Below are 21,707 nucleotides of genomic sequence, written 5' to 3'. Positions count from 1 at the left end.
TATGGCGAACAAGAACGAAAACACCGTGGAAGAAAAACTAAGAGCACTGTACGACCTTCAGTTAATTGATTCCAGGGTTGATGAAATACGCAATGTTAGAGGTGAATTACCATTGGAGGTACAAGATTTGGAAGATGAGGTACTTGGTCTTAAAACCCGTATGGACAAATTAAAGACTGACGTTGAAACGGTAAATTTTGAAATTGCTGCCAAAAAGAACCTCATCGAAGAGTCCAAGGCATTGATGAAAAAATATGCGGAACAGCAAAAAAATGTAAGAAACAGCCGTGAATTTAATTCCTTGAGCAAGGAAATCGAGTTTCAAGAACTTGAAATTCAATTGGCTGAAAAGAATATCAAGGAGTTCAAGGCGCAAATAGAGCAGAAAAAAGAGGTGATTTCCGAAACCAAGGAGAAATTATCTGAGCGCGAAGGGCACTTGAAGCACAAAAAAGGTGAATTGGATGCCATTCTTGCGGAGACCGAAAAAGAAGAAAAAGCCCTTTTGAAGAAATCCGAAGAGTTCGAGGAGAAAATCGAAGATCGTTTAATCCAAGCTTATAAGCGAATCAGACATAACGTTAAAAACGGTTTGGCTGTTGTTCCTGTTGAGCGTGGTGCCTCCGGAGGTTCTTTCTTCACCATTCCACCGCAGGTTCAAGTTGAGATAGCTTCCCGCAAAAAAATCATTACTGATGAGCACAGTGGAAGAATCTTGGTAGATCCCCTTCTTGCAGAAGAGGAGCAGGACAAAATGCAAAAATTATTTTCCAAGATTTAAAGAATTGCTTACAAAAAATACAAGCCACCTTAAAGGTGGCTTTTTTGTTTTAAGGGATTAAATTATCCTCGAAACCCAATGCCAAGGGTAAGATTTCAGCTCGTCCGCATTACTTACCCATTTGCCTACAGATTCTTTTCACCCATCTTCAGATGCAGCATTAATCCTTGTTATTATGCTAGCTTGAAGTACGCAAATCTTAAATAATAATGCCATGAAAAGACAGTACACTACTTATTACATTTTTTTGGGGTTATTTTCATTGATGATCTTAGCCTCGCTTTACAAGCATTTGTTTTACTATGAAGTTATGGTACAGGAATATGCCAAACTTGGTTACCCTGAACATTTGGTCAAACCGTTGGCCATTGCCCAATTTTTGGGACTATCCATAATCATTTACAACAAAAGTAAAAGGCTTTTGGAATGGGCTTACGGAGGATTTATCCTAAACTTGGTATTCGCGATTATTGCCCATTATGTTTCCAAATATGGTAATGGTGCCCCCGCAGTGGTTTGTTTGGCCATTTTGTTTACAACCTATTTTTTGAGTAACAAACGAAGTACCGTCCAACAATCAGATAATTTAGCCTTATCTGCATAGTGTTTGTTGCTCACAGCGTTAGAAGCGGTCCCCCGACCGCTTTTAATGCTTATAGCAAGGACAATATTTTAGCTTCCACTTCTTCCGAATCCCATTTCTTCTCAATGTCGGGCAGTTGCATTACTTCCCGCATAATCTTTTCCTGCATATCCCCTATCGCCAAAGCTTCAGCATATGGCCTGTCAGAAAACGTGACCCTACTGTAGACCGGAATCCATTTGTCCGGATGTTTTGCGGAGAATCTCTTTTCTATTTTTTTCTGAAGCAAAAACTGCTGGTCCGCAGTTTTACTGCTCATCTCCATAAAATTTCGATAGCTCAGTTCCGCAATGGCATCTGCATTGGGTTTGCGTTGTTTTTGATATTCAGAGAAGATAGTATCCCAATCATCCCCATAGGTCTCCATTAAGCCGTTCAACACAAAAATATCCTCAAAACCAGCATTCATTCCCTGTCCGTAAAAAGGAACTATCGCGTGGGCCGAATCACCTACCAAAGCTACTTTATTCCAATAAGTCCATGGGTAGCACTTCATGGTTACCATGGCACTTGTTGGATTTTTGAAAAAGTCCTTGGTAAGATTTTCTATTTCCTTCCTTACATTTGGGAAATAGGTCTTAAAAAAGGTTTCTGCCTCTTTTTTAGTGGTTATGCTTTGAAATGAAACTGGACCTTCAAAGGGCAAAAACAGCGTACAGGTGAAACTTCCATCTATATTGGGCATGGCAATGAGCATAAACTTGCCCCTGGGCCAAATGTGAAATGAATTTTTCTCCAGCTTGTGGGAACCATCCTCATTTGGTGGGATAGTAAGCTCTTTGTAGCCGACATCAATAAAACTTTGGGAATAATCGAATCTACTACGTCGCTGCATTTTATGTCGAACTCGTGAAAAAGCACCGTCACAACCAAAAATTAGATCATATTGATATGCTTTCCACTCCCCCTTTTCGGAATCTCCAGTATATAGTCTGCCTTCGGGCAAATCAATATCCCAAACCTTCTCGTTGAATCGGAAATCGGCTCCGGCCTTTTCTGCCAAATAAATCATCCGACGATTTAAAACACCTCGGGAAATGGACCAAATCGCCTCCCCATCCTTACCATATTTTTGAAAGTAAACAGGCTTTTCATTGACATGCATTGCCCTTTTTTCCAAAGGAATGGCTATTTCCTTAATATTATCTTCCAAACCGACCTCACGAAGTGCCCTCCAACCTCTATTGCTCATGGCCAAATTGATGGAACGTCCCGAGAATTCAACAGTTCTGATATCTGGTCTACGGTCAAATACCGTGACGGCATGTCCTTGCTTTCTTAAATAAACTGCTAGAAGTGAACCCACCAACCCGGAACCGATGATGGCAATATTTTTGGAAGTCTGTTTCATAGGTGCCCGCGGGCCAATTGGTGTTAAACAATAAAAGTAAGCAATAAAGTCCTATTCACTTCTTCAAGTCCACAGCAAATACCTACTGAAACAATTGCTTTTTTGTATGGAATCTAACAAAATTGGACTCCTTCAACACGTTTTCACATTTTTTAACATATTGTCCCGGACTTTTGGCATCATGATTGCCATATATATAGAAAATATTCCGCTTCGGCGTCCATATATATGCAAAAAGTCCTTCATAAAATTATGAAGGACTTTTTCCCTTTTTAGCCTATACCTAAATGCTTATTCTAGAATTCCGTCCACGATACCGTACTCGATGGATTCTTCAGCTCCCATCCAGTAATCACGATCAAAATCTTTCATGATCTTGTCGTAATCCTGTCCGCAATTTTCGGCTAAAATCTTAGCTCCCAACTCTTTGGTCTTAATGATTTCCTTGGCTTGAATCTCAATATTGGAAGCCTGTCCCTGTGCACCACCACTCGGTTGGTGAATCATTACACGGGCGTGTGGCTGTATAAAGCGTCTGCCTTTTTCTCCTACCGACAATAAAATTGAACCCATAGAAGCTGCCAAACCTGAACAAACCGTGGAAACAGGGCTTTTAATCTGTTTTATGGTATCGTAGATTGCAAAACCTGAAGTCACATATCCTCCTGGACTGTTGATTATCAATTGAATTTCCTCGTTGTTTTGCAGATCCAAATAGAGCAAGCGGTCTATAACGTGCTTTGCTGAATCATCATCAACCATTCCCCATAAAAACACCTTGCGCTCTTCCAGTAATTTCTCTTGGACCAACTCTTGTACCTTTCCTTTTTTTGAACTCATTCTTTAGCTTTTGAAAGTTTCAAAATTAATCAAATTCCAAAGAAGTTCTGAGCACAGCCCGTTCTCTTCATCAAAATAAAGTTATCAGGACTTTATCTCTACCTTTTCAGACACCACATCTTTAATGGGTATTACATACTTTCCATCTTTGGTCACCAAGGTCAATGAATTGTTTTCGATGGCCTCAATGGTCCCTGTATGCCCAGAGATAACAACCTTATCCCCAACAGCATAGGTTCTGCGGGTATAAAAAGATCTTAAAAGATCTGTAATTACGTCCCTAGAACCCAAACCAAGCCCAAGGGCAAAGGCCAGTAAGAACGCACCTAAAATCATGGTGATATTATTGGTAATAATGGAAGTATCTATTCCCGCCTGATTCAATGCTGTAATCGAAATGAAGATCACAATAATGTAGAACAGCATATTGCTCACCAAATTGGATCCACCAAATTCAAGGGAGTCGAACAGTTTTTTGACCGTTTTCTTCACAAAGTTGCCAATATAAAGTCCGATCATCATCAAGGCCAATGCGCTGAACAATCTTGGTAAATAGCGCAGCAGATTTCCTATTTCGGTGGAAATGATCTCCCAACTTAAAATATCTGCAGCAACAATCAAGAACACCAGGAGTAAAAACCATTTTACAAATCCTAGAATGACCTTTATGATATCAATTTTAAAATCTCCTTTGCCAAAAAGATCCATGTCGTTGATTTTTTCACTTAGCGCATCCGCTTTGGCCAATTTTAGAATCTTACCAAGGATAAAGAGGATAATCTTGGTCACTAACCATCCGATCAAAAGAACAATAAGGGCTCCGAAGATTTTGGGCAATGCCATGGCTATGTCCCTTCCCATGGTGGTAAGGGAGTCGAAAGTCAAGTCTTTCCATTCAGTTATAGTTTCCATATGTTTAGTTTTTTAAGTGTTCAGATTAATTATTTCCCAAGGTTCTAAAGAGTTTCCGCAGCGCAGAGCCTACATTGAAAGAAAACAATGATGCCAGATCAAGAATCAACTTTGCCGCCGCAATGTCGTTCATTACCTTTTTCTTCATTCCAGGTGGGACCTCCTTCAAGGAGGCTTCCAACTCTCTAAATGGATTTCTTTTCTTCTTTGCCATCTATGGTAAGGTGTTATAGATTTCCAATAGTTTTTCTTTTGCTCTTTTCAATCGCATCTTTACTGCGCTCTCCCCTATTTCCATAAGGGTAACAAGATCTTTTATCGAAGCGCCATCTTGATATTTCAATAACAAAATGGACTTGTCTTCTGGAGAAACCAGTTCCAAAGCCTCCTTTAACTTATTTGTCTTCATTTCAAAAAGACTATCGTCAGGCACTTCGGCGGTCAACTTATACTCAGAATCTTCCACAGGAATTGATTTATCGCTCATTTTCCGCTGCTTGTTCCTATTCACATAGTTTACACAGAAGTTATAGGTAAAGGAGTATAGCCAAGTTGAAAACTTGGATTTTCCCTTGAACATCTTCAACTTTATGAACAACTGCAAGAAAACGTCTTGTGTAAGATCCTCAGCTTCATCCTCTGATCTTGCAAATCCATAGCACTTGTTATACACCATTTTTGCATAACGGTCGTACAGCTTGCCAAACAGTAAAGGATTGTTGTTGGCCACAATCTTTTTCACCAGTTCCTCATCCGATAAATGGGCATAAGGGTCGTCTGTTTCCAATGATTTCTTATCGAGGTTATTTATAAGAATTAGAAACAGCCTTTTGAGAAAAGTCACTCGAAATGGATTGTGGTTACGGAATCGGTTAAAAATGAAACAGAATTATCCCTGAATATAAATTAAAATCAAATTACATTTGAAAAAAAATGTACCATGAAGACAATCTCCCTTTTCATACTATCTTCTTTTTTCGTTTTTATCAGCTGCAAGACAGAACCCAAAAAGGCTGAAAAAGACGAAACACCTAAGCAAACCATAGCGGAAAAAATTGCCCATGCCCACGGCTATGACAATTGGAAATCAGTCAATGAAATTACATTTACCTTCAACGTAGATCGCGACAGTACACATTTTGAACGTACTTGGGTCTGGAAACCTAAAACCAACGAGGTGACCGCGATTACAGCAAATGACACCTTGGTCTATCATAGAAAATCTATGGATAGCGTTGCTACCAAGGCAAATGCAGGATTTATCAACGACCGTTATTGGATCTTGGCACCGTTCAACCTTATATGGGATGCCAACAACTATACTTCAGAGCATTTACAAGAAGAAGAAGCGCCAATCAGCAAAAAACAAATGCAAAAATTGACCATTGTATATGGCAATGAGGGTGGATATACACCTGGTGATGCCTATGATTTTTATTTTGGGGATGATTACATCCTTCGGGAATGGGTTTTCAGAAAGGAAAATCAAGCCGAACCTTCAACGGTAACCACTTGGGAAGACTATGTTGAAATGGGTGGATTGCAACTTGCCCAAGACCATAAAAAGGCGGAAGGTTCCTTTAGTTTGAATTTCACCAATTTAAAAGTTCAGTAGCTGTAGTCATCCATTAGGATTTGCCTCTTTTTAGAAAGAATGTCACCAGCAACACCAAAAGCACGCAACCCAAGAGGGAGTAAAAGCTATGCGTTAAGGTGAATTCCTCGGCAACAAATCCCAATATGACAGGGCCCATTAAAAAGCCCAAATAACCCGTACCAGCAATAAAGGAAACCCCTTTGGCAGAATCAACACCTTGGACATTGCCGCCGATACGAAAAAGCTCGGGGATAATCACAGAGAATCCCAGTCCGCTCAGTGCAAATCCGATTATGGCCAATAGCGTAAATTGGGATAGGACCAGTACATATCCCAAAATTGCAATAATCGACCCCAAAACAACAATGTTGATGGATCCTATTTTTGCACTGATACCGTCGCCCAAAAAACGACCCAAGGTCATGGCCACTGAAAATGCCAAAAATCCAGAACCGATCAGAGCTTCGGGAGCCAATGTTATCTCTTTGAGATAAAGTCCGCTCCAATCCACAATAGCTCCCTCACTTCCCATAGTAACGAAAGCAATAATTCCCAATAAAAACAGGGGTTTCAAAAGTTTTAGACTAAACTCCTCCTGATCAACCGGTGGTGAAGTAATTGTGATGTAATTTTTATGGAAATACAAGTTTATCGCAAAAACCAAGACCACGGTCACGCCCATATGTAAAGCTGGGCTTCCAATAAACGGGATAAGGAAACTACCCAATCCGGCTATGACACCTCCCAAACTGAAAAATCCATGGGCTGCAGACATAAAATTCTCTTTGTCCTCTTTCTCGATTTCGGTCACCAATGTGTTCATTGCGATATCGGTGAGTCCATTTGCCAAACCAAAAACGTATAAGGAAGCCATCAACAGGTAGTAGTTCGGGGCCATCAAAGGAAAAAGAGCCGCGAAGCTGCACAATAAGACACTATACCAAGTGGCTTTTCCTACTCCAAGTTTGTTAATGATCTTTGGAGCAAGTGGGAAAATGGTAAAAACACCTAGGGAAAGACAAAAAATTGCGATTCCAAGATCAGCTTTATCTATCCCAAGTTTTTCCTTTACGGATGGTATATATATTGCCCATGTACCGAACCAAATATTAAGGCTTGTAAAAACAAATGCTGGTGCAAAATACCGTGGGTTGGAAAGAATTAACAGTAACGATTTCATTGACAAGGCATATTATCAGCACAAAATAACTAAGGATCGACCAATTATTCATAAGATAGTTTATTCAAGAAATAAGTCATTTTATTCAATTATGGATCATATTCGGTTAAAACAAGGTAATTTTACTATATGAAACCTATATTGGAAGCGATCAATCTAAAAACCGATAGCTCACTAAAAGTTGAGAGTTACAACAACTCCAGCTATTGCGAATCTGCGGGTTGGCATATCCATCCAGAATACGAATTGGTATTTGTGAAAAACGGAAACGGATGTTTGAACATTGGCCCTAAAAAAATGACCTATACCAATGGTACTTTGGTTTTTTTGGGTGGAAATATTCCACATGCGGATTTTGGCAATAAGGATTTTGAGGACAATCTGGAGGTAGTCATCCAGTTTAGAAAAGAGTTTTTGGCAGATAAATTAAGAGTATTCCCAGAACTCTCCGGTATCAAGCATTTAATTCAAAAGTCCCGGCAAGTTATCGTTTACGATTCGGCCACCAAAGATGAGTTATGGGATAATTTTAAAGAATTTGATGCTTTGGATAATCAGGGCAAACTAATCAACCTGCTTTCGATTTTAGACTATTTAAGTAAGTGTAAATCGTATGTAAGCTTATTTGATACCTATCTCGTGAATAAGTACAAAAAAAATGAAATAGATCGCTTGGAAGAAATTTTTGAATATGTAAACAGTAACTATTCAAAGAACATTTCAGTAACCGATATTTCCGCTCAATTAGGCTACACCGCTAACTCTTTTTGTCGATTCTTTAAAAAAATGACCCATAGACGGTTCATCGACTTTGTAAACGAGTACCGAATAGAAAAAGCTGTTGAGGCATTCAATGAAAACAACACCATGATCACTGGGGTCATGTACAATTCAGGGTTCAATGACGCTTCCTATTTCACCAAACAGTTCAAAAAATACCAAGGTGTGACTCCGAGTTCCTATTTGAAGTCAAAATACGGTCAATCACTTGTTTAGGATACCCTGCTTTAGAATCTGCCCAAAATTATACATGTCGGTAAACGAACAGTAAAAGGGCGCCGGAGCCAATCGGATAACATTGGGTTCCCGCCAATCGGTGATAACACCATTTTTCATTAAGTAATCGAACAAGGCCCTACCCTCTCCATGTAAAAACACCGAGAGTTGACAACCTCTTTCTTCTGGTGTAATAATTTCAAAGGAACTTGCCACCTCCTTATCAATTTCGTGGAGTATGAACTCAAGATAGGCCACAATTTTTTGTTGTTTTTTGATGAGGGCTTCCATTCCCACTTCATCAAACAGTTCCAATGAAGCTAAATAAGGCGCAATTGAAAGTATTGGCGGATTGCTCAATTGCCACGCATCTGCCGTCCCAATGGGGTCGAATTCTGGTTTCATCAAAAACCGGGTTTCTTTTTTCGTCCCCCACCAGCCCTCAAATCGGGGAAGGTCTTTTTTGCCAAGATGTCTTTCATGTACAAAAACACCGGATGCGTTACCCGGGCCACTGTTCATGTATTTATAACTACACCAAGCGGCAAAGTCTACATTCCATTTGTGGAGGTCCAAAGCTACATTTCCAGCTGCATGGGCCAAATCCCAGCCCACAAATGCACCAACCGATCTTCCAGCTTGGGTTATGGACTGCATATCGAATACCTGACCGTTGTAGTAGTTTACTCCTCCGATGAGCACCAAGGCAAGTTCATCCCCTAGTTCTTCAATTTTTTGAAGGATATCTTCCTTTCTCCAAAAGTGCTCACCCGCTCTCTTTTTAACCTCAACAATGGCATCTTCGGGATCATATCTATGAAACCTAACCTGGCTTTGTAACATATACTGATCTGAAGGAAAAGCTTTCTCTTCACAAAGAATCTTATACCTTTTTTTTGAAGGTCGGTAAAAAGACACCATCAATAAATGAAGGTTTACGGTAAGCGTATTCATTACCGAGATCTCCTCTGGTTTTGCACCAACAACTTTGGCCAATCCTTTAGAAAGACGCTCGTGATAGTCCCACCATGGTTTTTCGGCATAGAAGTGCCCCTCCACGGCAAGTTCCTTCCAATCCTGCATAACATCACTGACAAATTTTTGGGTTCTTTTTGGTTGTAAACCCAAAGAATTTCCGGTGAAATAAATAACCTCCTTTCCGTTTACTTTGGGATAGTGAAATTCATCCCGGTATGTGGACAAGGCATCTTGGTTATCTAACTGTTGTGCAAATTCCAAGGAATTCTGAAATGTCATATGTAGAATGGTTTCAAATGAATGTTGGTAAAGCTACTCCTTCTGGCCAAATTATTCCAACCGCATTTCGATAATATGCTTTTTAAAGCCCACTTTTTCATAGGCCTTTATGGCTGGATCATTTTCATCATAGACGGTGAGGCGCATTTCCTGAAGTCCTTTTTTGGTGGACCAATCCCTAAGCGAATTAATAATTTTGGAATTTAATCCCCTGCCCCGATATTCCGGGAGGGTGAACATAAACCCCAAATAGGAGTAGTATTCATGATCTAAATAATGTCGGGCACGTCGTGTTTGCGCGTAACCCGATGCCACGATTTTTCCATCGCATTCCACAACCACCACGCACGAATCATCATCTGGAATCATTGCCCCAATATCGTAGTAGCTCACAGGGTCTTCCCGGATGGTTACATCGAAGGGTCTTTCAGCCTTTATCAGTTCTTGTTCAAAATGAAGGAGAACAGGCAAATCCTCGGGAATCGCTTCTCTTAAGATAAAATCTGCATGTGCCATATCAAACCATTGAATAAATCAGAATCCAATGTAGTTCTTTTCTATATTTTTACGAAAATTTACGCATGCATTTCCTTTCCCCTTTATTGGAAAATTACATTGTTGAAAATTCGGAGACGGAACCACCTTTGTTGACTGAGTTAACCCGGGAAACTCATTTAAAAGTAATTCAACCCAGAATGATTACCGGTCATTTTCAGGGACGGGTGCTAAGTCTGCTCTCTAAATTGATAAATCCTAAAAACGTCCTTGAAATAGGCACATATACTGGCTATTCAGCCATTTGTTTGGCCGAAGGGCTGCAAAAGGATGGAGAACTTCATACTATAGAGATTAATGAGGAGCTTCATCAGATGCAACGAACTTATTTTGACAGAAGTGGTTTTGGGGACCAAATTATCCAGCATACCGGTGATGCGGTGGATATTATTCCCTCATTGGATATTTGTTTTGATTTGGTCTTTATTGATGCGCAAAAGGTAAACTATGACGCCTATTTTGAAGCTGCAATCCAAAAGACAGCATCTGGAAGCATTATTCTTTCAGATAATGTACTCTGGTCCGGAAAGGTCGTAGAACCGATTGCCAAATCGGACAAAGCTACGGCAGCTCTTTTGGACTATAATCAAAAACTCAAAAATGACTCTCGCGTAGAAACAGTGATTCTACCTATTAGAGATGGCCTAACTCTATGTCGCGTGCTGTAATTCTTTGATGTATTCTATAGAACAGCAATGCGATAAGCGTACCCACAAGAGCACCTACAATAATATCCAAAGGATAGTGGACTCCAACATATATTCTACTGTACGAAAACAGTAAGGGCCATAGGAAGAAGACCCATGTCCATCTTGCCTTTTCCCTTAGCAACAAATAGACCAAGAGGGCAATTGCAAAAGAACTTGACGCATGGCCTGAAAAAAAACTGTAATCCGTTGGGGTCTTTAATATTCGAATAAAGGAGTTTATGCTTTCATCATTACAGGGCCTGGGCCTTTCCACCCAATTTTTGATGATTTGCGTCAAAAAGGTGATAAATAAGGCCAATAAGGAAACAAAGCTTACTCGAATAAGGGTTTTTTTCCGAGGAAATTTGATCACAAACAGTAGAAAAAACAAAAGAAAAAGTGGAATCCAGCTTTTAATTTCGGTAACCGTTACCCAAAAGGCGTCAAACTTTGCCGTACCTAGGGCATTGAGATAAATAAACGTATCCTGGTCCCATTGAAGTAATTTTTCGAACATGGTTACTTGGTACTCCTTTTAACGGCACCAGTAACTTCATCTACGTTCTTCTTTACTTCGTTCAGTTCATTACGGATATCTTTTGTGAAGTCGGTATCGATACCCTGTTTTTCAGCACTTTTCTGGATTTCACGCTTTATATCGTCCGTAGCATCGCGTAGCTGGCGCATACCCTTGCCCAGACCTTTCGCGATTCCCGGAATTTTATCTGCGCCGAATACCATAACCACTATAAAGAGGATAAAAAAGATTTCGGCTCCGCTTATGAATAGAAAATGCATGGAACAAATATAATGAGAAGTGATTGGTAAATAAAAAAAGCCCTGTGAAATCACAGGGCTTTTTTTTGCTTTTATCTTAATTATTTTCCTTTGATATTTTCCTTGAACTTATCAAAGTCAGATTTCTCGTCCTTCATTGGCCAAGAATTGTTGGCCGTATCGATATCCGCAGTCTCCAATTTTGGATCTACCACAATACCTACAAGTTCCTTTTGTGAAGAAAGTACTCGTTTTACCTCAGCATCGTTCTTTCTCCAGATCTCGGCAGGATAAGTAATGTTTTCCTTGCTTCCGTCTGCATAAGTGTATTCAACAATCAAAGGCATTGGAATACCACCTGGTTTGTCAAAAGTGATCTCGTAGAAATACTTGGGCTCTTTGACTTGGGCTCTTTCTGCTTCGGTCATGTTGTCCATCATAAACTCCTTTAAGTTCTGGGAAGACTCTGTTGGAGACTTTCCTTTTAGTTCGGCATCATAGTCCTCACTATCTTCCTCAGCCAAATATACCAATGGAGGCAAATCAGCTTCCGTTAGGTTTCTACTGGCCATATATTCTTCCATTTGCTTCGTAGGCTTGTTGGAAACATAATATTTCTTGACACCTTTTACGCCTATATCGACATAGTCAGTGGTATAGAACCAACCTCTCCAGTACCAATCAAGGTCAACAGCAGAAGCATCTTCCATCGTTCTAAAGAAATCTTCAGGAGTAGGGTGCTTAAACTTCCAACGCTGCGCATAGGTTTTAAATGCATGGTCGAACAACTCCTCTCCCATCACAGTTTCCCTTAGGATGTTCAGAGCAGTAGCCGGTTTACCATACGCATTTGGTCCCAGTTGATAGACATTTTCAGGATTGGACATGATTGGAGCAATATAGCTTTGGTCTCCGGCCATGTAAGGAACTATTTTAGCAGCTTCACCTCTTCGAGATGGGTATTTATCATTTGGTGCGATGACCTCTGGGTAGTTCTTACCAAATTCTTGCTCGGTCAAATATTGCATAAAAGTGTCCAAGCCTTCGTCCATCCATCCCCACTGACGCTCATCGGAATTAACGATCATTGGAAAGTAGTTATGGCCTACTTCATGGATAATAACACTGATCATACCATATTTGGTTCTATCGGAATACGTACCATCCTCATTTGGACGACCGTAGTTCCAGCAAATCATTGGATACTCCATACCTTGTTGTTTGGCATGAACTGAAATTGCCTTGTGATATGGGTAGTCAAAAGTGTGCTTTGAATAGGTCTTCAAGGTCTGAACAACCGCTTTTGTAGACTGTTCTTCCCATAGTGGATTTCCTTCCTTGGGATACATAGAAACGGCCATTACATCTTTCCCGCCAATTTTGACGGCCTGCATGTCCCAAATAAACTTTCTGGAAGTGGCAAAACCATAGTCACGGACATTGGTTGCCTTAAATCTCCATGTTTTTTTCTTTTCTGAGAAGCCTTTTTCGGCAGCTTCAGCCTCTTCTTGAGTTACGATCAACACAGGTTTGTCATACGCCTTTTTAGCCTGCTTGTAACGCTTCATCATCTCTTTGGAGAAAACATCATCCCTGTTCTGAAGTTCTCCAGTAGCATCCAAAATATGATCCGCAGGAACGGTGATGTTTACATCATAATTACCAAACGGAAGGGCAAACTCACCACTTCCCCAGAATTGATGGTTTTGCCATCCCTCTACATCACTATATACTGCCATTCTTGGGAAGAATTGCGCAATCACATACGCCCTGTTCCCATCTTTGGCAAAATATTCATAACCTGAACGAGCTCTATTTACCGTGTGGTCTGGAACGTTGTACCACCATTTGATGGAAAACGAAATTTGCTCACCGCTTTTAAGTGGCTTTGGGATGTTTATACGCATCATGGTTTGGTTGATGGTATAGGATAAAGGTCGACCGTTGGCATCCTTTACAAAGTCAATATTGAAACCACCATCGAACGGTTCTTGAATGTAAGTGCTGGCAAAATTACTGGCCGTGTATGCAAAGTTTACACCGTTACCATTCCTTAAAGGTGATTTTGAGTCCTTAGCACGTACGTTTTGATCCAATTGCACCCACAAAAATTCGAGATTGTCAGGTGAATTGTTATAATAAGTGATAGTCTCCTCGCCATAGATTTTGGCGTTCTTATCATCAAGTTCAATATTCATGACATAGTCTGCCCGCTGCTGATAGTAGTCTGGACCTGGCGCTCCAGATGCAGAACGATAGGTATTGGGGGTAGCGAACTCCTCGTATAATTGTTTGAACTTACTCTGATTATAGTGGCCAGGCTCGCGTTCTTCCTTACCTTCTTCTTGGGCTATGGCCAGAGCACCAAAAAGGAACAGCATGGAAGCAAAATAATACTTGATTTTGAACATTTTATTTTTGATTTTAAACAGTGAAAAATAGGTTTTTTCAACCAATTGTTAAGGATAAGTTATAAGTTTAACATTCCTTTATTATTCTCTCGGATTAGGACAAAACTCTTCTTATGTCCTTCCCATTTGATATGCACAATATTTTGTTGCTCTTCAAACAAATCGGTCAGTATTTCATTTTGAACGGTTATGGTTTTTAAATCGGCAAGATTCACATTCGTAAGCTCCAAATAGCAGATTACCACATCGTTGTCGTAGCGCTTACCTAAAAAGGAATATGCAACGTTTTTGTTGTTGAACTCGATGGCGAATTTTGTCTTGAAATATTTTTCGATATACTCATCCGCTATTTTGGATTCTTGGTCCGTAGCAAGTTTTGCCTTTATACCATAGCGCTCCTCGAGTACCTGCTCCAGGTCATCAATAAAAATGCGACTTGTAATTTGAAAAGCCGCATCCTTTTCAGAATAAACCATATTGGTAACGCTCACATAGAATTTATGCGAGGTAGTGAAGGAAAGTGAAAGTAAAGCTAAAAGCACAAAAGCAACTTTCTTGCCCATTTTCAAGTTTGTTATATGGTAATAGACCTTGTTATTCAATTTATGTTACGTTTTAAATGTTAAAAAAAGTAACCGAAGCCAAGTGATATTTTCAATATCTTATATAGATAAAACAAACTATATGCCAAATACCATCAATCGATATTGTTATTTTCTCTATATATCCTGCTCTTTACCACCATAAAATCCCATATTTTCAGTTTGTCCTTGGAGTTGACCACGGTCTGAAAATCTTCATCCACCTCACAGAAATACATAAAATCATCTATTTTTTCGAAAGGAATCTTCAAGGTTGTCACAAACAGTGAATCCACATAAAAACCTTGAACACGTTGGGTTCGGGCATAAGTTCCATCAACTTTCACCCTATTCTTGAGCATTTTGGTTCGACCGGTAATCGCATTTATAATGGGATCCAGTGGAGGAGTGAGAATCATTCCAACATTAAACTTTCCAAATGAAGCTTGTTGTAATTTACGTTCACTTTGAGTTGGGATTTTTGCATGCGCATTCGGCAGTCCAAGCGCTTCGGCGCTGACATCTTTTTCAAGCTGTAAGCCATCCAAATCTTGGTTCAAGTCCCCCGATAAATTATAGGGTCTGACCACAACTTCCTCCAATTCGTTCACAAACTCTTCCAAAGGAACGGATATGAAGCTGGTATTGAAAAGCACTTCATTTATTATCACTATTTTTCTTTTGAATTGAACTGCGGAAAAAACAAGTGTGTCGCTGCGCTTTACAGGAATGGAAAAGTTACCATTTACATCGGTAATCACGGCTCGGGTTGAACTAATGTTCTGCACCACTACTCCAACAACATCCTTATCCGAACTATAAACTCTACCCTGCAGCATTTTTGTGGTTGTTTGCTGCGCAAACCCAGTAAAGACCAATAAACTAAATAGTGGAAAAAGTAATTTATTCCTCATTCAACTCCGTCAAATACGTTTTGCTGTGGGTAACCAAAAAATCAATCAACTGAAATTCATTCTCTTTTCGCAATAAGGTTTTTGAAGGAACCTTGTCATCACAATACAAGAGAAAAGCATCGATTTGATCTTGGGGAAGTTTAAGGTCAACAACAAAAAACTCATCATCATAGACATGTCTTAGTACTTCACTTACCTTCAAGGTGTTGTTTGCCCCCTCGTCGTCCTTCTTCTTCGCTAGCGATTTGTAAAGAAGCTTGAAAACGTTTGCAATATTTAACCCATCGCGCATACCTCGCTCTGCTCTCGACATCGCAATGTTTTCAACCTCCGTGCCTCGGTCTATTTCATATTCAAACCCTTTGAAATCCTCATTTTGCATTTCCAAAAACTTCTCTTGGTTCTCGGGACTTACAACTACTTCATCAAGTTCTGTAACCTTCTCCGTCACTTCAACGACAAGTCTATTGTTTCGTAGAATTTCAGGAGTAATTTTAACTACCTCAAGCTGATAATTCACAGCTGTAAAAACCAATTGATCATCTTCTTTGACCATTATCAAAAACTCCCCATTCTCATTGGTAATCGTAGCCGTTTCCGCAGTCGCATTGATCACGTTCTCATTCGGCACATTAGTTCCCCTGTAAAGAACCTTGCCACGAAGAGCCTGTCTGGTTTCCTGGGCAATGGTAACCGTTGCGAACAGCGCAAAAAACAATATCAATGTGAGGTTTTTCATATACGAAAAGGTTTAGTTGAAGTTAAAGAAAACTCTTGAAGCCCACATAAAAAAATAATGAGGTTCTAAACTTTTGTTAATTCTATCCGCTCATCCCTGCCAAGGTCCTTTCCATTCACCTTTGAACTAGGGTATTTTGACGGTAATTATTAGAATAATCCAAACATTAAGGTAGTTTTGCTGTTTACGTTTGGAAATCCTCAAATAACAAACACTGTGAAAAAGCAAATTGTACATTTGATCATTGGCCTACTCATGATCACCTCCTTAAAAGGACAGATAAAAATTGGTGATAATCCACAAACTTTAGACCCGTCTTCGGTACTTGAGTTGGAAAGTACTTCCAGGGTTCTCGTAATCACCAGAGTCACCGATGCTCAAATGAATACCATAACTCCACTTCGTGGGGCCCTTGTGTATAACATTGACCAACAATGTGTTCATTATTACAATGGGACGGATTGGATAAACATTTGTGAGGCATTCGACAATTCATTCACAGTAAGCACTGAGGCCGTTTTCAATCAATTCTCAAGGGATAGTACTGTTGTGGTGACCCAAACTGATGAGAACTATAATTTTGAGGTAAATCTTATCACGGGTGACAACATCGTTCCGACTTCCATAAATGGTGATGTACATATTCAGCCCAGCTCCATAACAGGTGGATTATTGCAAGATGCGACGGTCACATTGGACAAACTTGCCGATGGAGAAAATACCGGCGAGGTTTTGCAGTGGAACGGTAATGAATGGATATTGGTGGACGAAACGGGCCTTGTGGTAACAGAAGTGGACGGCGAAATCGGTAACGAAGTTTTGGACGCGACCGTCGGAGGTTCATTGGTACGAAACGGTATAGGCACAGAAGTGGACCCTTACACCCTTGATGTAAGTGATGGAGGTATAGACAATGCTGAATTGGCTACCGATGCAGTTACTACGGATAAAATCCAAGACGGAGCTGTCGGTACGGATGACATTGCAAATTTGGCCGTGACCAATATCAAATTAGCTGCCGATGCTATAACCAGTGACAAAGTTCAAGATGGTCAAATTACAAGACCTGATATCGCAGACGATGCCGTAGACACAAATAAAATTGGGACAGCTGGACTGGCCGAAGCGAATAGGATTTTGGGAACAGACGCTGCGGGAGACCCTGAATGGCAAGATGCAGCAAGTCTTGCAGCAAATTTGGGAGAAGATGTAACATCGAGCAACGGATCCATTACTGGGGTTCAAAACGATGCCGCCCTTGTGGCCATGGACCTTGAAGTCAATGTTGATGGTGCAACAATAGAAGTAGATGCTGTAAACGGCGTGCAAATTGCTGATAATGGGGTTACCAATGTTAAGCTCGACAAAGCCAATATTCCACTAAGTGGGTTTGGTGCTGCGACAGCAGACGTTAACCTTGGAACAAATAAATTAATCAATGTTGTGGACCCAACCGACCCTCAGGATGCTGCTACGATGGCATATGTGGATTCAGAAATCCTAGCTTCAACACAGACAATTGTTAGTGGCGATACCGGAAATCTAATTGTGGCAAGCGGGACAGATGGAGGGGCTTTTTACGATGGAGACTTTACAACTTTAATCAACGTACCTCTTGGATTGGCTGACGGCGACGATGATACCACCTATGCCGCCGGAACGGGGCTAAGCCTCACCGGGACCACATTCTCGGTTGACAACGCCAATATTGCGCCCGACTGGGCCAACATCACCAACATACCCGCAGATATCGATGACGGCGACGATGATACCACCTATGCCGCCGGAACGGGGCTAAGCCTCACCGGGACCACATTCTCGGTTGACAACGCCAACATTGCGCCCGACTGGGCCAACATCACCAACATACCCGCAGATATCGATGACGGCGACGATGATACCACCTATGCCGCCGGAACGGGGCTAAGCCTCACCGGGACCACATTCTCGGTTGACAACGCCAACATTGCGCCCGACTGGGCCAACATCACCAACATACCCGCAGATATCGATGACGGCGACGATGATACCACCTATGCCGCCGGAACGGGGCTAAGCCTCACCGGGACCACATTCTCGGTTGACAACCTTGCCGGAGATGTAACTGGACCAACCAGTGCTACCGTTATTGCAAACAACGCTGTTACCACAGTCAAGATATTGGATGCTAACGTGACACCTGCCAAAATTCAACAGGGAACATCCAATCAGATTTTAAGAACAAATAATACTGGCACAACTGTAGAATGGGCTAACCCCATTACTCTATATCATGCCATTGGAAAGGCGAATAGCTCTACCCTTACAAATTCAAATGGAATAACCTCCATAACACCATTAGGAACAGGTAATTATCAAGTAAATTTTTCTTCAAATGCATCTTCAGCAGATTATGTAATTCAACTTACATTACTGAATGCAGGAGCAAATGCAACCATTGAAGTTGTTACTCAAGCAAATAACAATTTTACCGTTCAGATAACTAATTCTTTAGGAACAGCAATCGATTCAGAATGGTATTTCACGGTTACAGATTTTTAGCTTTGAAAAAACTTCTATACATATCATTTTTCCTTGTCATGGGCATACTCCAAGCCCAACCCGCCCTATATAATAGCGGTAATATCCGTATCCACGATAACGGCAATATTGGTTTCCATACGAATTTAATCAATGATTCCGCTTTTGACCAAAATCAGGGTTTGGTCGGGTTTTATGGGAACACGGTCATTCAAGTTTCAGGTAACATTGCTCCAACATTCAACGATGCCGAGATTATGGTACCAAGCAATGTTTTTCTGCGGACATCGATCAATGTGCTTAACAATACCAACTTTATCGATGGTAACGTACTTACACCCCAGAATAACCAAACCATCAATCTTAATTTTGTGGATACCGGTTTTTTTGTCGGGGAAAGCGATGCTTCCAAAGTTTCTGGTTTTGCGGCAACGACCAATAGGGATTTTTTCTCCTTTCCGGTTGGTGACCGTGATCAATTACGTCCTTTGATTTTGGATTCTGATGCAATAACTCCTTTAGCGGTTTGTGCATATTTTTTTGAAAACCCCTCCGACCCATTTTCAATTACGCAAAATTTCAATACTGGTCAAAAGGTCAGGGATATTGGTACTGTTACGGATAAGGAATTTTGGATTGTTCAAAGTGATATCCCGTCAAGAGTAACCATCAGTTGGAATGAGCGAAGTGATCTAGCTGCTATTCCAAATGCTACTGTTGCTGCTATCATTGTTGTTGGATGGAGTAAATCAGCTAACCAATGGGTTATAATCGGAAACAGCGCTCTTAGCGGTGATCTATCCCAAGGCTTTGTTACCTCTGATACCTTTGTTCCAAGTGAATTTGCGGCGATTACATTTGGAACCATTCCCCTGCCCACGGATACCTTCTCAGTCAACAATCCTACTCTAGGCAACTATTTTTTGAGTCCAAATGGAGACGGTGTAAATGACGTTCTAATCATTGATGGTATGTCGGAATCACCCAATAACAGTTTAAGACTATTTAATCGTTTTGGTCAAAAGGTATTTGAGCAAATCAACTATGTTGATGAATTCAGGGGCGAATCCAATACGGGCAACTTTATTTTGAGCCAAGACATTGGCCTTCCAGAAGGTGTGTATTATTATTTGGTTATCCTAGATGATTTAGAACTTGAATATCAAGGTTTTTTGTTTCTAGATAGATAACTTTGTAGGAATTTACTTCTTTTTTATTTCGCGTAATTAACTTAAATATAATGTCTTAGCGGACCATTTACCGTTGTTTGCAACATTAAAAAGCAACTACACAACATAAACTGGCACTTCATCGACCTCACTGGTATTTTTAACAAGTTATCAAATCTAGGTCGTAATGAAATTGAAGTCTCTTTTTTACCTCATTGTACTTCTTTGCCCCATTTTCATCTTCTCACAGGTCAAAGTTGGATCCAATCCAAATACAATTGATCCAGCCTCTATTATTGAACTCGAAAGTTCAGATAAAGCATTAGTTTTAACTCGCCTGACATCGGCACAAATGCAAAGTATTGATCCATTGCATGGTGCTTTGATATATAATATCGAAACATCTTGTGTGCATTACTACAATGGAGCACAATGGATAAACCTTTGCACTTCTTCCAATCTGGTGGGCTTCACTTTTGTGGACAACGGAGATGGTACATTTTCCATCAATTACGATAATGGAACAGTTTACACTTCACCAGATTTAACAGGACTTCAAGGACCCCAAGGACCGGATGGAAACCAGGGACCACAGGGGCCTGACGGAAACCAAGGACCCGATGGGAACCAAGGGCCGGACGGGAACCAAGGACCTGATGGGAACCAGGGACCTGATGGAAACCAGGGACCTGACGGGAACCAAGGGCCTGATGGGAACCAGGGACCCGATGGGAACCAAGGGCCGGACGGGAACCAAGGACCTGATGGGAACCAGGGACCGCAAGGGCCAATAGGAAATCAAGGACCGGATGGAAACCAGGGACCGGATGGGAACCAAGGACCGCAAGGACCAATAGGAAACCAGGGGCCGGACGGAAACCAAGGACCCGATGGGAACCAGGGACCGGATGGAAACCAGGGACCCGATGGGAACCAGGGGCCGGACGGAAACCAGGGACCCGATGGGAACCAGGGACCCGATGGAAACCAAGGACCCGATGGGAACCAGGGACCGGATGGAAACCAGGGACCCGATGGGAACCAGGGACCACAAGGACCAATAGGAAATCAAGGACCCGATGGGAACCAGGGACCACAAGGGCCAATAGGAAATCAAGGACCTGACGGAAACCAGGGACCCGACGGTAACCAGGGGCCTGACGGGAACCAAGGACCCGATGGGAACCAGGGACCCGATGGGAACCAGGGACCCGATGGGAACCAGGGACCCGACGGGAACCAGGGACTCGATGGGAACCAGGGACCACAAGGACCAATAGGAAATCAAGGACCGGACGGGAACCAAGGACCCGACGGTAATCAAGGACCTGATGGAAACCAGGGGCCACAAGGACCAATAGGAAACCAAGGACCTGACGGAAACCAGGGACCCGACGGGAACCAAGGACCTGACGGAAACCAAGGACCCGATGGGAACCAAGGACCTGATGGGAACCAGGGACCGCAAGGACCAATAGGAAATCAAGGACCCGATGGGAACCAGGGGCCGCAAGGGCCAATAGGAAACCAGGGGCCACAAGGACCTGACGGGAACCAGGGACCCGACGGGAACCAGGGACCCGATGGGAACCAGGGGCCGCAAGGGCCAATAGGAAACCAGGGGCCACAAGGACCTGACGGGAACCAGGGACCGGATGGGAACCAAGGACCACAAGGACCTGATGGAAACCAAGGACCTGACGGAAACCAGGGACCACAAGGACCGGTAGGGTTACAAGGACCCGACGGAAACCAGGGACCGGATGGGAACCAGGGACCACAGGGACCAATAGGA

Annotated in this window: 21 protein-coding genes and 1 pseudogene; 8 read left to right on the top strand and 14 right to left on the bottom strand. The window is 41.6% G+C overall.

The window, feature by feature from the left end; translation table 11 throughout:
- The first annotated feature begins 1 nt into the window (after nucleotide 1).
- Together ACULLH_RS15430 and ACULLH_RS15425 are read left to right on the top strand one after the other, a co-directional pair.
- Nucleotides 2–781 carry a zinc ribbon domain-containing protein gene (locus tag ACULLH_RS15430; protein ID WP_454089662.1) on the top strand — a complete coding sequence of 260 codons (780 nt, stop codon included), beginning with the start codon at nucleotides 2–4 and terminating at the stop codon, nucleotides 779–781.
- Nucleotides 782–995: 214 nt separating this feature from the next.
- Entirely contained in the window at nucleotides 996–1,385 is a 390-nt protein-coding gene (locus ACULLH_RS15425; protein WP_454089661.1) for a DoxX family protein, read from the top strand.
- Between the two features lie 49 nt (nucleotides 1,386–1,434).
- Here ACULLH_RS15425 and ACULLH_RS15420 read toward each other — a convergent pair whose 3' ends face one another.
- The 5 genes from ACULLH_RS15420 to ACULLH_RS15400 form a co-directional block, all read right to left on the bottom strand.
- Nucleotides 1,435–2,775, bottom strand: coding sequence for an FAD-dependent oxidoreductase (locus ACULLH_RS15420; RefSeq protein WP_454089660.1), 1,341 nt, complete (start codon nucleotides 2,773–2,775; stop codon nucleotides 1,435–1,437).
- 291 nt (nucleotides 2,776–3,066) lie between these two features.
- Nucleotides 3,067–3,615, bottom strand: a complete 549-nt coding sequence (locus ACULLH_RS15415; RefSeq protein WP_454089659.1) for a ClpP family protease — start codon at nucleotides 3,613–3,615, stop codon at nucleotides 3,067–3,069.
- A gap of 84 nt (nucleotides 3,616–3,699) precedes the next feature.
- A complete protein-coding gene (locus ACULLH_RS15410) occupies nucleotides 3,700–4,527 on the bottom strand; it encodes a mechanosensitive ion channel family protein (protein ID WP_454089658.1) in 828 nt (275 codons plus the stop codon).
- A gap of 25 nt (nucleotides 4,528–4,552) precedes the next feature.
- Nucleotides 4,553–4,741, bottom strand: a complete 189-nt coding sequence (locus ACULLH_RS15405) for a hypothetical protein (protein WP_454089657.1) — start codon at nucleotides 4,739–4,741, stop codon at nucleotides 4,553–4,555.
- Nucleotides 4,742–5,314: an RNA polymerase sigma factor gene (locus ACULLH_RS15400; RefSeq protein ID WP_454089656.1), complete on the bottom strand. Its 573-nt coding sequence runs from the start codon at nucleotides 5,312–5,314 to the stop codon at nucleotides 4,742–4,744.
- Nucleotides 5,315–5,467: 153 nt separating this feature from the next.
- Between ACULLH_RS15400 and ACULLH_RS15395 the strand changes: the two genes are divergently transcribed.
- Nucleotides 5,468–6,142, top strand: a complete 675-nt coding sequence (locus ACULLH_RS15395) for a hypothetical protein (protein ID WP_454089655.1) — start codon at nucleotides 5,468–5,470, stop codon at nucleotides 6,140–6,142.
- A 13-nt stretch (nucleotides 6,143–6,155) separates the two neighbouring features.
- Here ACULLH_RS15395 and ACULLH_RS15390 read toward each other — a convergent pair whose 3' ends face one another.
- The gene (locus ACULLH_RS15390; RefSeq protein ID WP_454089654.1) at nucleotides 6,156–7,304 is read right to left on the bottom strand and encodes an MFS transporter; all 1,149 of its coding nucleotides are present in this window, start codon (nucleotides 7,302–7,304) and stop codon (nucleotides 6,156–6,158) included.
- 129 nt (nucleotides 7,305–7,433) lie between these two features.
- Between ACULLH_RS15390 and ACULLH_RS15385 the strand changes: the two genes are divergently transcribed.
- Entirely contained in the window at nucleotides 7,434–8,300 is an 867-nt protein-coding gene (locus tag ACULLH_RS15385; protein ID WP_454089653.1) for an AraC family transcriptional regulator, read from the top strand.
- Here ACULLH_RS15385 and kynU read toward each other — a convergent pair.
- Together kynU and ACULLH_RS15375 are read right to left on the bottom strand one after the other, a co-directional pair.
- Nucleotides 8,289–9,557 (bottom strand): kynureninase, encoded by a 1,269-nt coding sequence (kynU, locus tag ACULLH_RS15380; protein WP_454089652.1) that lies wholly within the window; start codon nucleotides 9,555–9,557, stop codon nucleotides 8,289–8,291. The genes ACULLH_RS15385 and kynU overlap by 12 nt on opposite strands.
- Before the next feature lie 51 nt (nucleotides 9,558–9,608).
- Nucleotides 9,609–10,073 (bottom strand): GNAT family N-acetyltransferase, encoded by a 465-nt coding sequence (locus ACULLH_RS15375; protein ID WP_454089651.1) that lies wholly within the window; start codon nucleotides 10,071–10,073, stop codon nucleotides 9,609–9,611.
- 65 nt (nucleotides 10,074–10,138) lie between these two features.
- Between ACULLH_RS15375 and ACULLH_RS15370 the strand changes: the two genes are divergently transcribed.
- A complete protein-coding gene (locus ACULLH_RS15370) occupies nucleotides 10,139–10,780 on the top strand; it encodes an O-methyltransferase (protein ID WP_454089650.1) in 642 nt (213 codons plus the stop codon).
- On the opposite strand, the gene ACULLH_RS15365 is transcribed toward ACULLH_RS15370, so the two are convergent.
- The 6 genes from ACULLH_RS15365 to ACULLH_RS15340 all read right to left on the bottom strand — a co-directional run bounded on the left by ACULLH_RS15365 (nucleotide 10,746) and on the right by ACULLH_RS15340 (nucleotide 16,223).
- Nucleotides 10,746–11,318: a phosphatase PAP2 family protein gene (locus ACULLH_RS15365; protein WP_454089649.1), complete on the bottom strand. Its 573-nt coding sequence runs from the start codon at nucleotides 11,316–11,318 to the stop codon at nucleotides 10,746–10,748. The two genes, ACULLH_RS15370 and ACULLH_RS15365, sit on opposite strands and share 35 nt — an antisense overlap.
- Nucleotides 11,319–11,320: 2 nt before the next feature.
- On the bottom strand, nucleotides 11,321–11,599 hold the full coding sequence (locus ACULLH_RS15360) for a Sec-independent protein translocase subunit TatA/TatB (RefSeq protein WP_147740642.1): 279 nt from the start codon (nucleotides 11,597–11,599) through the stop codon (nucleotides 11,321–11,323).
- 80 nt (nucleotides 11,600–11,679) lie between these two features.
- The gene (locus tag ACULLH_RS15355; RefSeq protein WP_454089648.1) at nucleotides 11,680–13,989 is read right to left on the bottom strand and encodes a M1 family metallopeptidase; all 2,310 of its coding nucleotides are present in this window, start codon (nucleotides 13,987–13,989) and stop codon (nucleotides 11,680–11,682) included.
- A 59-nt stretch (nucleotides 13,990–14,048) separates the two neighbouring features.
- Entirely contained in the window at nucleotides 14,049–14,552 is a 504-nt protein-coding gene (locus ACULLH_RS15350) for a DUF6702 family protein (RefSeq protein WP_454089647.1), read from the bottom strand.
- Between the two features lie 134 nt (nucleotides 14,553–14,686).
- Nucleotides 14,687–15,409: a hypothetical protein gene (locus ACULLH_RS15345; protein ID WP_454089646.1), complete on the bottom strand. Its 723-nt coding sequence runs from the start codon at nucleotides 15,407–15,409 to the stop codon at nucleotides 14,687–14,689.
- A 64-nt stretch (nucleotides 15,410–15,473) separates the two neighbouring features.
- Nucleotides 15,474–16,223 (bottom strand): carboxypeptidase-like regulatory domain-containing protein, encoded by a 750-nt coding sequence (locus ACULLH_RS15340; protein ID WP_454089645.1) that lies wholly within the window; start codon nucleotides 16,221–16,223, stop codon nucleotides 15,474–15,476.
- A gap of 216 nt (nucleotides 16,224–16,439) precedes the next feature.
- On the opposite strand from ACULLH_RS15340, the gene ACULLH_RS15335 reads away from it, so the two are divergent.
- The 3 genes and pseudogenes from ACULLH_RS15335 to ACULLH_RS15325 form a co-directional block, all read left to right on the top strand.
- On the top strand, nucleotides 16,440–18,764 hold the full coding sequence (locus ACULLH_RS15335) for a beta strand repeat-containing protein (RefSeq protein ID WP_454089644.1): 2,325 nt from the start codon (nucleotides 16,440–16,442) through the stop codon (nucleotides 18,762–18,764).
- A 38-nt stretch (nucleotides 18,765–18,802) separates the two neighbouring features.
- The gene (locus ACULLH_RS15330) at nucleotides 18,803–19,933 is read left to right on the top strand and encodes a gliding motility-associated C-terminal domain-containing protein (RefSeq protein ID WP_454089643.1); all 1,131 of its coding nucleotides are present in this window, start codon (nucleotides 18,803–18,805) and stop codon (nucleotides 19,931–19,933) included.
- Nucleotides 19,934–20,099: 166 nt separating this feature from the next.
- Nucleotides 20,100–21,707, top strand: a pseudogene (locus ACULLH_RS15325) (hypothetical protein); the annotation flags it as partial.

The sequence above is a fragment of the Flagellimonas sp. 2504JD4-2 genome, from assembly GCF_053642935.1.
This window is presented reverse-complemented; position numbering and strand designations above follow the sequence as displayed.